Origin of the sequence: Archangium sp., from assembly GCF_036388035.1 — a bacterium.
Classification (GTDB): domain Bacteria; phylum Myxococcota; class Myxococcia; order Myxococcales; family Myxococcaceae; genus Archangium.
This window is the reverse complement of sequence record NZ_DASVSO010000067.1, coordinates 1-15587: the sequence shown is the minus strand read 5'-3', so window position 1 is coordinate 15587 and position 15587 is coordinate 1. Positions and strand designations below refer to the sequence as shown.

At 72.6% G+C, this 15587-nt stretch carries 5 protein-coding genes and 1 pseudogene; 5 read left to right on the top strand and 1 reads right to left on the bottom strand.

Annotated elements, in window-relative coordinates; genetic code table 11:
* A pseudogene (locus VF697_RS02890) lies at window positions 1-197 on the bottom strand (hypothetical protein); the annotation flags it as partial.
* A 194-nt stretch (window positions 198-391) separates the two neighbouring features.
* Here VF697_RS02890 and VF697_RS02885 point away from each other — a divergent pair.
* The 5 genes from VF697_RS02885 to VF697_RS02865 form a co-directional block, all read left to right on the top strand.
* Window positions 392-766, top strand: coding sequence for a response regulator (locus VF697_RS02885; RefSeq protein WP_331091927.1), 375 nt, complete (start codon window positions 392-394; stop codon window positions 764-766).
* Window positions 767-856: 90 nt separating this feature from the next.
* Window positions 857-1186: an SCP2 sterol-binding domain-containing protein gene (locus VF697_RS02880; protein ID WP_331091926.1), complete on the top strand. Its 330-nt coding sequence runs from the start codon at window positions 857-859 to the stop codon at window positions 1184-1186.
* A gap of 105 nt (window positions 1187-1291) precedes the next feature.
* The gene (locus VF697_RS02875) at window positions 1292-2464 is read left to right on the top strand and encodes a CaiB/BaiF CoA-transferase family protein (RefSeq protein WP_331091925.1); all 1173 of its coding nucleotides are present in this window, start codon (window positions 1292-1294) and stop codon (window positions 2462-2464) included.
* Window positions 2465-2794: 330 nt separating this feature from the next.
* Entirely contained in the window at window positions 2795-10465 is a 7671-nt protein-coding gene (locus tag VF697_RS02870) for an SDR family NAD(P)-dependent oxidoreductase (RefSeq protein ID WP_331091924.1), read from the top strand.
* On the top strand, window positions 10462-15587 hold a 5126-nt coding region (locus VF697_RS02865), incomplete at its 3' end, for an SDR family NAD(P)-dependent oxidoreductase (RefSeq protein WP_331091923.1). The genes VF697_RS02870 and VF697_RS02865, both read left to right, overlap by 4 nt.

Here is a 15587-nt window from a genome sequence, read left to right as displayed (position 1 = left end):
CCCGGCCTGCGCTGGAAGCCCGCCGCCAGCAGCAGCTCCTCCACCGAACCCACGCTCTCGGGCAGGTGCTCGACCCCCAGGTGGACGTGCAGCCGACCGTCCAGCTCGCTCAGGTGCCCCCGGCGCGAGAGCATGGCCAGTCCGGGCGCTTGTGCCTCCCAGCCCGCCCCCAGTCCTCGCAGACCCTCGTCCCTCACGCCTGCCGTCTCCTCGTCCATGGGTTAGGAGAAGGGTGGGGAGGCACTGTCGATTTTGCAACGAGCCCGCCGCGCTGCTCCGCGAGCCGGTTGATTTCTTCCGCACACCTCCCGCTCCTTGAGTGAAAATCGGGGGCGCGCAACCTCAGGAGAAAAATCTGTCCTCAGCCAATTTCCAGGATTCGGGTTCACACGTGGTGTTGGTGGTCGATGACGACCCCGACATCCTCGAGGCCCTTTCCGAGATTCTCGAGGCCGAGGGCTTCGAGATCCGGCGCGCACGCAACGGGAAGGAGGCGCTGGAGCGCCTCGAGCCCCATCCCCCGCAGCTCATCCTGTTGGACCTGATGATGCCGGTGATGGACGGCTGGGAGTTCGCCCAGCGGATGCGGCAGCGGCCCCCCGTGGCGACCATCCCGATCATCGTCCTGAGCGCGGATCGCAACGTGGGCAGCAAGGCCACGGACATCGGCGCGGTGGGACACCTGGCCAAGCCCTTCGAGTTGAATGATCTGTTGGACATGGTCCGGCGCGCGTTGAGCCAGGGCGCGGTCACTACCGGGCGGTGAGGTCTCCGCGCGCTTGACCTGCCCAGGCCTCGTCACTACGGTCCCGTCCGACAGTTGATTCACCAGTCAATCCATCAAAAGGAGAGTGCCATGGCGAATTCGCAGGAGATCCTCGAGAAGGACATCCCGGCGACGCTGCAGCAGAAGCCGGAGCTGGCCAAGGACATCAACTCGGTCATCCACTTCATCGTCACCGGCGACAACGGCGGCACCTGGACGCTGGACTGCACGAAGACGGACAACTGGGTCTCCAAGGGCGCCGAGGGCACCCCGAAGATGACCATCACCGTCAGCAACGACGACTTCGTGAAGATCCGCGCCAAGCAGCTCAACGCGCAGATGGCCGCCATGCAGGGCAAGCTGAAGTTCAAGCCGATGGACATGGGCCTCGCCATGAAGCTGGCGAAGCTGCTGGGCTAGTATCGTCGGAGACGCGCCCTCGGGCGCGTGCTCCTCGGGCGGCGCGTGCTCCTCTCCGGGGCCGCGCCGCTTCTTTTTTACCTCCCCCCTGAGACTCCCCCCTCCATGAATACGCTCCCCCTCTCCGGACTGAAGGTCCTGGACCTGTCACGCCTGCTGCCGGGCCCCTACGCCACGCTGGTGCTCGCCGACCTGGGCGCCACGGTGGACAAGGTCGAGGACCCCCACGGCGGCGACTACATCCGCCAGATGCCGCCCCTGCGCGACGACGAGAGCGCGCTCTACTACGGGCTCAACCGCAACAAGCGCTCGCTGGTGTTGGACCTCAAGTCCCCCGAGGGACGCGAGGCCCTCAAGCGGCTGGCGCGCGGCTACGACGTGCTGGTGGAGAGCTTCCGCCCCGGCGTGATGGACAAGCTGGGCGTGGGCTGGTCCGTGCTGCACCAGGAGAACCCGCGGCTCATCTACTGCGCCATCTCCGGCTACGGGCAGACGGGGCCGGACCGGCTCAAGGCCGGGCATGACCTCAACTACGCGGCGCGCGCGGGCGTGCTGGCCTACGGCGGCGAGGCGGGCGGTGCCCCGGCCTTCCCGGGCGTGCAGCTGGGGGACATCGGCGGTGGCAGCCTCTTCGCGCTGGTGGGCATCCTCGCGGCGCTCCACGAGCGCGAGCGCACCGGGCAGGGCCGCTTCGTGGACGTGTCCATGACGGACGGCGCCGTGGCCTTCCTCCACATGCACCTGGCGGCGCGGCTGGTGATGGGCGAGCAGGGCCCGCCGCTGCGGCGCGGCCGCGAGGCGCTCAACGGCGGCTACGCCTGCTACGGCCTCTACCGCACCCAGGACGACCGCTACCTGTCGGTGGGTGCGCTGGAGCCCAAGTTCCTCGCCGGCGTGTGCGAGGTGCTGGGGCGACCGGACCTGCTCGCGGACGCGTACGACACGGGCGAGGCCGGCGCGCGGGCGAAGGCGGAGTTCGCGCGCCTCTTCGCCGAGCACCCGCTGGCGCACTGGAAGGAGCGCTTCGCGGGCAAGGACCTGTGCGTGGAGCCGGTGCTCGAAGGCGACGAGGTGTTGGAAGATCCCCAACTCCGCGCCCGTGGACTCTTCGTGGAGTCGAAAGACACCCAACGTGGGCGAAAGGTGACCCACCTGCTGACGCCTCTGCGTTTGGGTGAAACGCCTTTGCGTCCGCCTCCGTCCCTGGGACAGCACAATCACAAAATTCTCGCCGAGGCAGGCTTTAGTCCGGAAGAAATTGAAAAACTAGTCAGCTGAGTAGTGGCAGGAATTAGCGGGGAGTGTGGGTGGGAGGTCCCGGTGCGTCACCAACCCCGGAACTCCCGCAAAGGATGGGGGTCTGCCTTTACCCGCTCCCCAGGAAAACAAAGACATGCGATTTTCAAGCGGACCCATTTGGGGTCACGCATGTCTCCGGGCATGACCGTTCGGCAGCAAGGAGGGGGAATGAGCGTCCGTGAGAGGAATCCACAGACTGGGCACGTAAACCCAGCGAAACCCGTGATGGGCGTAACTCATTGACAGTCGGGCTGGTTGACACTCGCCAAGCGCGCAGTGGACCTTTGACGGATACAGGAAGGCATCACCATGACGGAAAGCGATATCCAGCTGGGAGTCGGAGCCCGCTCCTCGGACAGGTCGGAGCAGGAGTTGAGCGACGAGACCCGGGCGGGGCAGGGCGGTCGAGAGGCGGAGCCCATCGCGGTGGTGGGGCTGGCGTGCCGCTTCCCAGGGGCGCCTGACGCCGAGGCGTTCTGGAAGCTGTTGTGCGAGCGGAAGGATCTGCTGCGCGAGGTGCCACCGGAGCGCTGGGACATGAGCGCCTGGTACGACGCCGACCCCCAGGCGCCGGGGAAGATGAGCGTCCGGCACGGCTACTTCCTGGACGGGGTGAGCGGGTTCGATCCGCTCTTCTTCGGCATCTCGCCGCGCGAGGCCGCGGAGATGGATCCGCAGCAGCGGTTGATGCTGGAGGTGTGCTGGGAGGCGCTGGATGACGCGGGCGTGCCGGCGGCGAGCCTGAAGGGCTCGCGCACGGGCGTGTTCATGGGCGCCATCTGGCACGAGTACGCGGACCGGCACCTGAGCGAGCACGCGGCGGTGACGCTGCACAGCGCGACGGGCCAGTCGCTCAACATCGTGGCCAACCGGCTCTCGTACGTGCTGGGGCTGCGCGGGCCCAGCCTCACGGTGGACACGGCGTGCTCCTCGTCGCTGGTGGCGGTGCACCTGGCCTGCCAGAGCCTGCGCAGCGGCGAGGCCCGCATGGCGCTGGTGGGCGGCGTCAACCTGATGTTCTCGCCCGAGTCGGGCGTGCTGCTGTCGAAGTTCGGCGGGCTGTCGCCGGACGGCCGCAGCAAGGCGTTCGCGGCGAACGCGGACGGCTTCGGCCGGGGCGAGGGCGCGGGCCTGGTGGTGCTCCAGCCGCTGTCGGCCGCGCTCGCGTCGGGCGCGCACATCTACTGCGTCATCCGCGGCAGCGCGGTGAACAACAACGGCACGGGCAACGGGCTCACCGCCCCGAGCGTGCCCGGCCAGGCGGCGCTGCTGCGCGAGGCGTACGCGCGCGCGGGCGTGGCGCCGAGCCGCGTGCACTACGTGGAGACGCACGGCACGGGCACGGCGCTGGGAGACCCCACCGAGGCGAGTGCCCTGGGCGCCGCGCTCGGCGAGGGCCGGTCCATCGATCGGCCGCTGATGATCGGCTCGCTCAAGGCCAACATCGGCCACCTGGAGGGCGGGGCGGGCATCGCGGGACTCATCAAGGTGGCGCTCTCGCTGTCGCGCCGGCTGATCCCGCCGCACCTGATGCACGGGGAGATCAGCCCGCGCATTCCCTTCGGTGAGCTGCGGCTGAGCCTGCCGCAGCAGCTGACGCCGTGGCCCAGCGAGGACGAGCCGGCGACGGCGGGCGTGAGCGCCTTCGGCTGGGGCGGCACCAACGCCCACGTGGTGCTGGAGGAGTCGCCGGTGGGGCGCGAGGAGCTGCTGCCCCTGGCGGCGGCCAGCGCCGAGGAGCTGGTGGCCCAGGCCATGAAGGCGGAGGCGCTGGTGCTGCACGAGGAGGACCCGGTGTGCGTGCGCGACCTGTGCCGCACCTGGGCCCCGTACGTGGGCAAGGGGCGCCACCGCGCGGCCCTCACCTTCCGCACGCGCGCGGAGCTCGTCGCGCAGCTCAAGGCCCTGCGGCAGGGCCGGCGCCGTCCGGGCCTCTTCACGGGGGAGAGCAGCGAGCCGGCGCGCCTGGCCTTCATCTGCGCCCCCCAGGGCTCGGAGTGGCCGGCCATGGGCCGGGAGCTGCTGGCCACGGAGCCGGTGTTCCGCGCCCGCGTGGAGGCGCTGGACACCACCTTCATGCCGCTGGCGGGCTGGTCGCTCGTCGAGGCGCTGCGCGAGCCGCACGCCAAGGCGCTCTCGGACGAGGACGCCGCCGAGCCGCTGACGCTCGCGGTGCAGGTGGGGCTGGCGGCCCTGTGGCGCTCCTGGGGCGTGGAGCCCGAGGTGGTGGTGGGCCATGGTGTGGGCGAGGTGGCCGCCGCGTGCATCGCCGGGGGGCTGGAGGCCTCGGACGCGGTGTGGATGGTGTACCGCGCCAGCCGCCTGCGGCAGTGGGAGTCCCTGCGCGACGAGCTGGAGGCCGCCCAGGACAGGCTGCGGGCGCGGGGCCAGGCCGGGCGCTGGATGTCCACCGTGGTGCGCGAGCTGGGGCCGGACGGCCGCACCGGAGATGCGCGCTGCCGCACCCTGCGCCAGCCGGTGCGCTTCGCGCAGGCCGTGGAGCGGCTGGTGGCCGAGGGCTTCGACGCCTTCGTGGAGCTCAGCCCGCACTCGGTGCTGTGCCGCCCGGTGGAGCAGCTGCTGCGCAAGGCCGGGAAGACGGGCGTGGTGGTGGCTTCGCTGCGTCGGGACGAGGCGCGCGCCGCCCTGCTGGAGGCGCTGGGCTCGCTGCATGCCCGGGGCACCCCGGTGCGCTGGGAGGCGCTGCCGCCGCCCGAGACGCCCGTGGCCGAGGTGCCCACCGAGGAGCGGCGGGCCGAGGCCCCCGGACGCACGGAGCTGCTGCCCCTGTCCGCGCAGACGCCCGAGGCGCTCGTGGACGCCGCGCGCCTGCTCATGTCGCGCCTGGAGGGCCGCCCGCTGTCGCTGCATGACGTCAGCTACTCCGCCTCCGTCCACCGCAGCCACCTCAACCACCGCATGGCGCTGCTGGCCCGCACCACCGCCGAGGCCCGCGACGGCCTCGCGGCCTTCATCCGCGGCGAGCTGCGCCCGGGGCTCTCCGTCACCCGCCATGCGGATGGCCGGCACCAGCCCCTGGTGTTCGTCTTCCCGGGCCAGGGCTCGCAGTGGCTCGGCATGGGGCGGCGGCTGATGGCCGAGGAGCCCGTGTTCCGCACGGCGCTCGAGCAGTGTGACGCCGCGCTGCGCCGCTTCGTGGACTGGTCGCTCATCGAGCTGCTGTCCTCGGACGACGCGGGGTGGATGGAGCGCATCGACCAGGTGCAGCCCGCGCTCTTCTCCCTGCAGGTGTCGCTGGCGCGGCTGTGGCGCGCCTGGGGCGTGGTGCCCGACGTGGTGGTGGGCCACAGCATGGGCGAGGTGGCCGCGGCGCACGTGGCCGGGGCGCTCGACCTGGTGGACGCGGCCCGCATCATCTGCCGCCGCAGCCTGCTGCTGCGCCGGGTGAGTGGCCAGGGCGGCATGGCCATGGTGGAGCTGACGCTGGACGAGGCGCGCGTCGCCATCCGCGGCCTGGAGGAGTTCCTCTCCGTGGCGGCCAGCAACAGCCCCCGCTCCACGGTGCTCTCCGGCGAGCCGACCGCGCTCGCCCAGGTGCTGGAGAAGCTGGAGGCGCGCCACGTCTTCTGCCGCCGGGTGAAGGTGGACGTGGCCTCGCACAGCCCGCAGATGGAGCCGCTGCGCGAGGACCTGCTCCAGGCGCTGGAGGGACTGGCGCCCCGGCGGGGCGAGGTGCCCCTGTACTCGACGGTGACGGGCCAGGTGACGGACGGCGCGGACCTGGCGCCGGCCTACTGGGTGCGCAACCTGCGCGAGCCCGTGCTGCTGGCGCCGGTGGTGGAGAAGCTGGCCACCAACGGCCACTCGCTCTTCTTGGAGGTGAGCCCGCACCCGGTGCTGCTGCCCTCCATCGAGCAGACGATCGCCCACCTGCGCATGGAGGGCACGGTGCTGCCGTCCCTGCGGCGCGAGCAGCCCGAGCGCGAGGTGATGTTGGAGACGCTCGGTGGCCTCTACGCGACGGGGCGCGAGGTGGAGTGGAAGGCGCTGCACGTGGGCGCTGGCCGGCGGGTGCGGCTGCCCGACTACCCCTGGCAGCGCCAGCCCTGCTGGTTCCAGCCGGGCGCGACGGGCCCCGCTCCGGTGGTGGCTCAGACGAAGGGCCGTGGCCAGTCGGTGCTGGGCGCGGTGCGTCGCTCCTCGCTGCGGCCCGGGGCCTTCCTCTGGGACGTGGAGGTGGGCGCGGAGAACCTCCCCTGGCTGTCGGATCACCGGGTGCAGGGCACCATCGTCCTGCCCACCACGGCGTACCTGGACTGGGTGATGACGGCCGTGCAGTCGGCGCTCGGCCCCGGGCCGTGGCTGCTCGAGGACATGCGCATCGACGAGGCCCTGGCGCTGCTGGGCAATGGCACGCGCATGGCCGAGCTGCTGCTGGACACGGGCTCCACGGGCGGCGGCTCCTTCAAGGTGTCCAGCTTCATCCCCACGCCGGGCGGCAGTGGGGCGGAGGTGTGGACGGTCCACGCCAACGGGCGGGTGCGTGCCTCGGAGACCCCGGGGCGCGGCACGCTGCCCCCCTTCTCCCTGGAGGACGTCCAGCGGCGCGCCACGGAGCTGCGCCTGGGCGAGGTGCACTACCACGACATGGAGCAGCGCGGGCTCCAGTACGGGCCCACCTTCCGGGGCCTGCAGGAGGTGTGGCGGCTCGACGGTGAGGCCGTGGGCCGCATCGCCGCGCCCGAGTCGCTCGAGTCGCCGGGCAGCTTCCACCCCGCGCTGCTCGACGCGGCGCTGCAGGTGCTGCTGGAGGCGGCGCCCGCGGGAGACACCACCTACGTCCCCACCCGCCTGCGCCGCTTCGAGGTGGTGCGCCGGGGCACGCTGCAGTGGGCGTACGCCCGCGTGGCACCGCGGGAGCCCTGGAGCAAGAGCTCCGTGCTCGAGGGGGACGTCGTCCTGCTCGACGGGCAGGGCCAGGTCCTCGCGGAGGTGGAGGGACTGGTGCTGTCGGCGCTGCCCGCGCGCTACGGCCGCGCCCGCGCGGAGCAGGACCGCTCGCTCTTCGAGCTGGCCTGGCGCCGGGTGGGGCTGCCCGCGGTGTTCGAGCCGGGGACGCCCAGCACGCCGTGGCTCGTCCTCATGGACGAGTCGGGCGTGGGCCGCGCGCTCGCGGAGATGTTGGAGTCATGGGGTGGCACCTGCGTCCGGGTGGAGGCGGGGGCGGGCCTGCGCAAGCTCGGGGCCCGGCACTACACCGTGGCTCCCGGCTCGCGCGAGGACATGCGCTCGGTGCTCCAGGCGTGCTTCCCGGAGGGCGGCTCCTGCACGGGCGTCGCGTACCTGTGGGGCCTGGATCTGCCGACCTCGGACGTCCCGGGGGAGCGCGCCCTCGACGAGGCGGTGCGCTCCTGCGGCGGCGCGCTGCGCGTGGTGCAGGAGGTGCTGCGGCTCGGGTGGAGGGATCCGCCGCGCCTGTGGATGGTGACGCGGGGCGCCTGGCCGGTGCACGGCTCTCCCGTGACGGGGGCGCTCCAGGGCGCGCTCTGGGGACTGGGCCGCGCGGTGGGCCACGAGCACCCGGAGCTGCACGCCACGTGCGTGGACCTCGATCCCTCCTCGCCGCTGGTGGACGTGGAGGCGCTGGGCCGCGAGCTGGCGGCTCGGGCCGAGGACGAGCAGGTGGCCCTGCGGGGAGGGGCGCGCTACGCGGCGCGGCTCGTCCGGCGCTCGGGCGCGAAGGAGCTGTTGATGGAGCCGCTGCTGCCCGCGGCGGGACGGCCCTTCCAGGTGGAGACGCCTCCGCCGGGCTCCTTCGGCGGCGTGGTGGTGCGCATGGCCGAGCGGCGCAAGCCCGGCCCGGGTGAGGTGGAGATCGCCATCGAGGCCTCCTCCCTCAACTTCATCGACGTGATGAAGACCATGGGCCTGTCGCCCGGGATGCCCCTGGGGACGCTGCCGCTCGGACTCGACTGCGCGGGCCGCGTGGTGGCCGTGGGGCAGGGGGTGACGGAGCTCGCCGTGGGAGACGAGGTGCTGGCCTTCACGCCAGCGGCCATGGCCTCCCACGTCGTCACGGATGCACGCTTCGCCGTGCGCCGGCCTCCGGGCATGAGCGCGGCGGAGGGTGCCTCCATCCCCAGCGTCTTCATGACGGCGTGGTACGCGCTGCAACACCTGGCGCGGCTGCAGAAGGGGGAGCGCATCCTCATCCACTCGGCCGCGGGAGGGCTCGGGCTCGCGGCGGTGCAGCTCGCCCAGTCCCTGGGGGCGGAGGTGTTCGCCACCGCGGGCACGCCGGAGAAGCGGGAGCTGCTGCGCTCGCTGGGCATCCAGCACGTGATGGACTCGCGCACGCTCGCCTTCGCGGACGAGGTGATGCGCCTCACCGGTGGCGAGGGCGTGGACGTGGTGCTCAACTCGCTCTCCGGTGACGCCATCGCGCGGAGCATGGAGGTGCTCGCGCCCGACGGTCGCTTCCTGGAAGTGGGCAAGCGCGACATCTACGACGGCCGCGCGTTGGACCTGTCCCAGTTCCGCCGCCGCCTCACCTACGTGGCCATCGACCTGGTGGGACTGAGGGATCAGCGGCCGGCGCTGTGCTCGCGGCTGCTGCGCGAGGTGGTGGAGCAGCTGGCCTCGGGCGGGCTGCGGCCCGTGCAGCTCAAGACCTTCCCCGTGTCTCGCGCCTCCGACGCCTTCCGCGACATGGCGCAGGGGCAGCACGTGGGCAAGCTGGTGGTCACCATGGAGGATCCGGAGCTGCGCCTCGTGCCGCCGCGGCCGGGCCTGCGGGTGCGCGCCGAGGCGACGTACCTCATCACCGGTGGCCTCGGCGGACTGGGGCTGGCGGCGGCCCGGTGGCTGGTGGGGCATGGCGCTCGCAACCTGCTGCTGCTGGGGCGCGGCGCCGTGTCCGAGGCCGTCCAGCCGGAGCTGGAGGCGCTGCGGGCCGAGGGCGCTCGCGTGGAGGTGATGAAGGCGGACGTGGCGGACGCACGGCGCCTGGCCGAGGTGCTGGAGTGGTCGCGCGCGGAGCTGCCGCCCCTGCGGGGTGTGCTGCACTGCGCGGGCGTGCTCGACGACGGCATCCTGGAGCAGCAGGAGCCGGCGCGCTTCCGCACCGTCATGATGCCGAAGGTCCAGGGTGCCTGGAACCTGCACATGCTCACCCAGGGCGAGCCGATGGACTTCTTCATCCTCTACTCGTCCATGGCCTCGCTGTTGGGGCTGCCGGGCCAGGGCAACTACGCGGCGGCGAACGCGGCGATGGATGCACTGGCGCACTACCGGCGGCAGCAGGGGCTGCCGGCGCTGAGTGTGAACTGGGGGCCCTTCGCCGAGGTGGGCCTGGCCGCGGCCTCGTCCAACCGGGGCGAGCGGCTGGCGTACCAGGGCATGGCGAGCTTCACCACGAGCCAGGGCAACGCGTTGCTCGAGCGCCTGATGGAGGAGGGCGCGGTGCAGGTGGCCGCGGTGGCGCTCGACGTGCGCCAGTGGCTGGAGTTCTTCCCGAGCGCGGCCTCGCTGCGCGTCTGGGAAGAGCTGGCCTCGGAGCGCCACGGGGATGGGCACCGGTCGCGGTCCGAGTTCCTGTCCGGGCTGCGGCGGGCGGCTCCGGCGGAGCGCCTGGGGATGCTGGAGAGCTACCTGCGGGAGCGGCTCGCCCAGGTGCTGCGGATCGATCCGTCGCGCGTGGGACGGCACGAGCCGTTCCGTGGCCTGGGGCTCGACTCGCTGATGAGCCTGGAGCTGCGCAACCGCATCGAGGCCGCCCTGGAATTGAAGCTGTCGGTCACGCTGTTGTGGGCGCACTCCACGCTGTCGGCGCTGACGGCGTACCTGTTGGACCAGCTCGGGCTCGCGCCCAAGCCCGGGGAGCTGTCGGCGGAGCAGTTGAACGCGGTGGCTCGGCCTACCTCGCGGGAGATCGAGGCGGCCCAGCTCGCCGAGCTCTCCGAGGGGAAGTTGCTCGAAATGGTGGATGACGCGCTGGCGGCCTGGGAGGACGGGAAGTGACCGACGAAGTGAAGGACGAGCTCAAGCAGCGCCTGGCACGCGCGGTCATGGCGATGCAGAAGATGCAGGCCCGCATCGACACACTCGAGCGGGCCCGCACCGAGCCCATCGCCATCATCGGCATGGGCTGCCGCTTCCCGGGCGGCGCGGACACGCCGGAGGCGTACTGGGAGCTGCTGTCGACCGGACGGGATGCCGTCCGTCGCGAGCCGTCCTCGCGTCGCATCGGGCCGGACACGGGCTCGCCCCGCTGGGCCGGCTATCTGGAGGACGTGAGCGGCTTCGACGCGGAGTTCTTCGGCATCTCCCCGCGCGAGGCCGCCAGCCTGGATCCCCGCCAGCGGCTGATGCTGGAGGTGGCCTGGGAGGCGCTGGAGCACGCGGGGCAGGATCCGGAGCGGCTCGTGAGTACGCCCACGGGCGTCTTCGTGGGCATCACCGGTGACGACTACTGGCGGCTGCTGCCCACCGAGCCGGAGCGCATCGACCCCTACTTCGCCACGGGCAACGGCCACTGCTTCCCGCCCGGGCGCGTCTCGTACGCACTGGGCTTGCAGGGGCCGAGCCTCGCGGTGGACACGGCGTGCTCGTCCTCGCTGGTGGCGCTGCACCTGGCCGCCCAGAGCCTGCGCAACGGCGAGTGCAACCTGGCGCTCGCTGGCGGCGTGAACCTCGTGCTGGATCCCTTCGTCACGGAGACGCTGGTGCGCATGCAGGCGCTCTCCCCGAATGGCCGGTGCAGCGCCTTCGACGCGCGGGCCAATGGCTTCGTGCGAGGCGAGGGCTGCGGTCTCGTCGTGCTCAAGCGGCTGTCGGACGCGCAGGCGCGGGGAGACACCATCCTCGCGGTCCTCCGCGGCTCGGCGATCAACCAGGATGGCCGGTCGCAGGGACTCACCGCGCCCAACATGCTCGCGCAGCAGGCCCTGCTGCGGCAGGCGCTGGCGAACGCGAAGGTGGAGCCCTCCGCCATCGGCTACGTGGAGGCGCATGGCACCGGCACCCCGCTGGGAGACCCGATAGAGGTCGAGGCGCTGGTCGACGTGCTGGGCAAGCCGAGGCCGGACGGCTCGCGGTGCGCGCTCGGGTCCGTGAAGACGAACCTGGGCCACCTGGAGGCGGCGGCGGGCATCGCCGGCCTCATCAAGACGGTGCTGGCGCTCCAGCACGAGGCCATCCCCAAGCACCTGAACTTCAACCGGCTCAACCCGCGCATCCGGCTGGAGGGCACCCCGTTCTTCGTGCCCACCGAGCTGCAGCCGTGGAAGCGCTCGGCGGCGCCCCGGCTGGCGGGCGTGAGCGCGTTCGGCATGAGCGGCACCAACGCGCACGTCATTCTGGAGGAGGCGCCCGTCCCGGCCTCGCCCGCGAAGGCCACCGCCCCGCGTCCCGCGCACCTGCTGACGCTCTCGGCCCGAGGCGAGGAGGCGCTGGTGGCCATGGCGCGCCGTCACGGCGAGTACCTCACCGCCCACCCGGAGCTGGACGCGGCGGACGTGTGCTTCACCGCCAACGTCACCCGCACGCGCATGCCGTACCGGCTGGCCGTGGCGGGAGGCTCGACGCAGGCACTGGCCGCGGGCCTGTCGGCGTTCGCCTCGGGGGCGAAGCCGGAGCTGGTGGCCCACGGCAAGGTGGGGAACGCCCCGCCCAAGGTGGCCTTCCTCTTCACCGGCCAGGGCGCGCAGTTCGCCGGCATGGGCCGGCGGCTCTACGAGACGTCCGACGTCTTCCGTGACGCGCTCCAGCGGTGTGCCGCGCGGCTGAAGTCGCGGATGGACCTGCTGGCGGTGCTGTACCCGAAGGAGGGGACGGCCTCGCCCATCGACCAGACGGCCTACAGCCAGCCGGCGTTGTTCGCCCTGGAGTACGCGCTGGCCGAGCTGTGGCGCTCGTGGGGCGTGGTGCCAGACGCGGTGATGGGCCACAGCGTGGGCGAGTTCGCCGCCGCGTGCGTGGCCGGCATCCTCTCGATGGAGGACGCGCTGGAGCTCATCGCCGAGCGCGGACGGCTCATGCAGGCGCTGCCCTCGGGCGGCGTCATGGCCATGGTGTTCGCCACCGAGGCGCAGGTGGCGCCGGTGCTCGCGCCGTACAGCGACCGGGTGTCCATCGCCGCGTACAACGCGCCGGGGCAGCTCACCCTCTCCGGCGCGGCCGAGACCGTGGAGCGCATCACCTCGGCGCTGGATGCGCAGGGCATCGCCGTGCGGAAGCTCAACGTCTCGCACGCGTTCCACTCGCCGCTGCTGGAGCCGATGCTCGGCGCGCTGGAGGCGAAGGCCACGGGGATGGCTCGGGCGCCTGGGAAGGTGCCGCTCGTCTCCAACGTGACCGGCCGACTGGTGGGACCGAACGAGCTGGGCGCGCCGGGCTACTGGCGCCGCCATGCGCGCGAGGCCGTGTGCTTCCAGGCCGGTATGGAGTCCCTGCGCGGGCTGGGCATCGATACCTTCATCGAGGTGGGCCCGCACACCACGCTGCTGGGGATCGGCAAGACGTGCCTGGGGGACGGGCCGGAGTGGCTCGCCTCGCTGCGCAAGGGCAAGGACGATCAGGAGCAGATGTTGAGCGTCCTGGGCCACCTCTACGCGCGGGGCCACGCACTGGACTGGAGCAAGGTGGACCCCGAGCCGGCGCGCCGCAAGGTGGTGCTGCCGCGCTACCCCTGGCAGCGTCAGCGGCACTGGGCCCTCACGGCGGAGTCGTCCGTCAGGAGGGCCCCTCCGTCCGCGCTGCTGGAGGCAGGTCCCTCGGAGAAGGGCGCGAAGGGTGAGCTGTACGGGCTGGAGTGGCAGTCCGCGGCGCGCACGGCGTCCGCCACCGGGCAGGCCCGCGGGACGTGGCTGCTGCTGTGTGATCGCGGCGGAGTGGGCGAGCAACTGGCCTCGTGCATCGAGGCGCGGGGGCAGGCGTGCGTGAGGGTGTACGCGGGTACCGCGCCCCGGCCGGAGGCCCTGGCGGTGTCCCCTGGGGATGCCGGGACCCTCGAGCGCCTCTGGCGTGAGCGCTTCGGCGCGGGCACGCCCTGCGCGGGCGTGGTGTACCTGTGGGGCCTGGACGTGACGGGCGTGGAGGGGACGGCCCTGCGCGAGGCCTGCCTGGGCGTGTCCTCCGTGCTGCGGGCCCTGGAGTCCGCGCCGGAGTCGGGCGGGCGGCTGTGGCTCGTCACCCGGGAGGCGCAGGCCGCGGGGGCGGCGAAGGTGGAGCCCGCGCAGGCGCCGCTGTGGGGCCTCGGGCGGGTGGTGGCGCTGGAGGAGCCGAGCCGGTGGGGCGGGTTGATCGACCTGGGCTCCGAGGACGGCGCGGAGTCGCTCTGGGCGGAGCTGCGCGCGACGGCCGGTGAGGACCAGGTGGCGCTGCGAGGTGACCAGCGGTACGTGGCGCGTCTGGTGGAGCGGGAGGCCCCGGAGGCCGGCCCCGTGCCGGTGAAGGCGGAGGCCACGTACCTCGTCACCGGAGGCCAGGGAGAGCTGGGGCTCCAGGTGGCGCGCTGGCTGGTGCGTCGAGGCGCCCGGCACCTCGTGCTGACGGCGCGCAAGGCCTTCCCGGAGCGGGAGCAGTGGGAGGCCCTGGAGGCGAAGGGCGGCGAGCTGGCGGAGCGGATCTCCCTGGTGCGCGAGCTGGAGGCCGCGGGCGCCACGGTGCTGCTGGCGCGAGCGGATGTGTCCCAGCGCGACGCGATGGCGGCGCTGCTCGACAGGGTGCGGGCCTCGATGCCACCGCTGCGCGGCATCATCCACGCGGCGGCGGTGCCCTCGCACGCACGGGTGCGCGAGCTGGACGCGGAGACGCTCGGCGCGATGCTGGCCCCGAAGGTGGACGGCGCCTGGAACCTCCACGAGCTGACGGCGGCGGACCCGCTCGACTTCTTCGTCCTCTTCTCGTCCATCTCGGCGGTGTGGGGTTCGGCCGGGGTGGGGCACTACGCCGCGGCCAATGCCTTCCTGGATGCGCTCGCGGCGCACCGGCGGGCACGAGGGCTGGTGGCGTCGAGCATCAACTGGGGCCCGTGGATGGGCCGGGGCGTGGCCACCGCCGAGGAGCAGCGCTGGCTGGAGAGCGTGGGCGTGGATGCGCTCGACCGCGAGGCCGCGCTGGGCTGGCTGGAGCGGCTGCTGGGCCCGCGTGAGTCGCAGTCCGTGGTGGCCAGTGTCCGGTGGGAGCGCTTCCAGCCCATCTTCGAGACGCGGGGCCAGCGGCCCCTTCTGGAGCGGCTGCGCACCGAGAAGGCCGCGAAGCCTCCAGAGATGCCCGCGAAGCAGGGCCCCCGGGCACCGTGGCGCGAGGCGGCGACGCCCTCGGCCCGGCGCGAGGCTCTGCAAGCGCTCGTTCAGGAGACGGTGTCGCGGACCCTGGGCCTGGAGCCCGGCCGCACCCTGGAGCCCGAGCGCGGCTTCGCCGAGCTGGGGATGGACTCCATCATGGCGGTGGAGCTGAAGGGGCGGCTGCAGGAAGCACTGGGGGTGACGCTGCCGGCGACGCTGGCGTTCAACTTCCCGAACCTCCAGGCGCTCACGGAGCACCTCTCCTCGCGGGTCGAGGTGGAGACTCCGAGCACCGCCGCCGCGCCCGAGGCCCGGAGCGAGGCCCGCTCGGACGAGCCCATCGCCATCGTGGGCATGTCCTGCCGGCTGCCCGGTGGAGCGGACAGCCCGGAGGCGTACTGGCGGCTCCTGCGCGAGGGCACGGACGCCATCTCGAAGATTCCCTCGGATCGCTGGGACGTGGACGCCTGGTACGACGCGGACCCGGAAGCACCGGGGAAGATGTACGTGCGCGCCGGCGGCTTCCTGAAGGACGTGGACCGGTTCGAGCCGCAGTTCTTCGGCATCTCGCCGCGCGAAGCGGAGAGCATGGATCCGCAGCAGCGGCTGGTGCTGGAGGTGGCCTGGGAGGCGCTGGAGCGGGCCGGGCAGGACGCGGGCGCGCTGCGCAACACGCGCACGGGCGTCTTCGTGGGCATCACCACGGCCGACTACGGCCGGGTCATCCTCCAGGGGCCCCCGGAGGACATCGACGCGTACTTCGCCTCGGGGACGTCGCTGAACGTGGTGGCCGGGCGCCTGTCGTACACGCTGGGCCTGCAGGGCCCGAGCCTGGCGGTGGACACGGCGTGCTC

What these genes read in the sequence shown, in the direction of transcription:
- VF697_RS02880 (WP_331091926.1), top strand. Translation starts at nt 857, where the DNA reads ATGGCGAATTCGCAGGAGATCCTCGAGAAGGACATCCCGGCGACGCTG.
- VF697_RS02875 (WP_331091925.1), top strand. Translation starts at nt 1,292, where the DNA reads ATGAATACGCTCCCCCTCTCCGGACTGAAGGTCCTGGACCTGTCACGC.
- VF697_RS02870 (WP_331091924.1), top strand. Translation starts at nt 2,795, where the DNA reads ATGACGGAAAGCGATATCCAGCTGGGAGTCGGAGCCCGCTCCTCGGAC.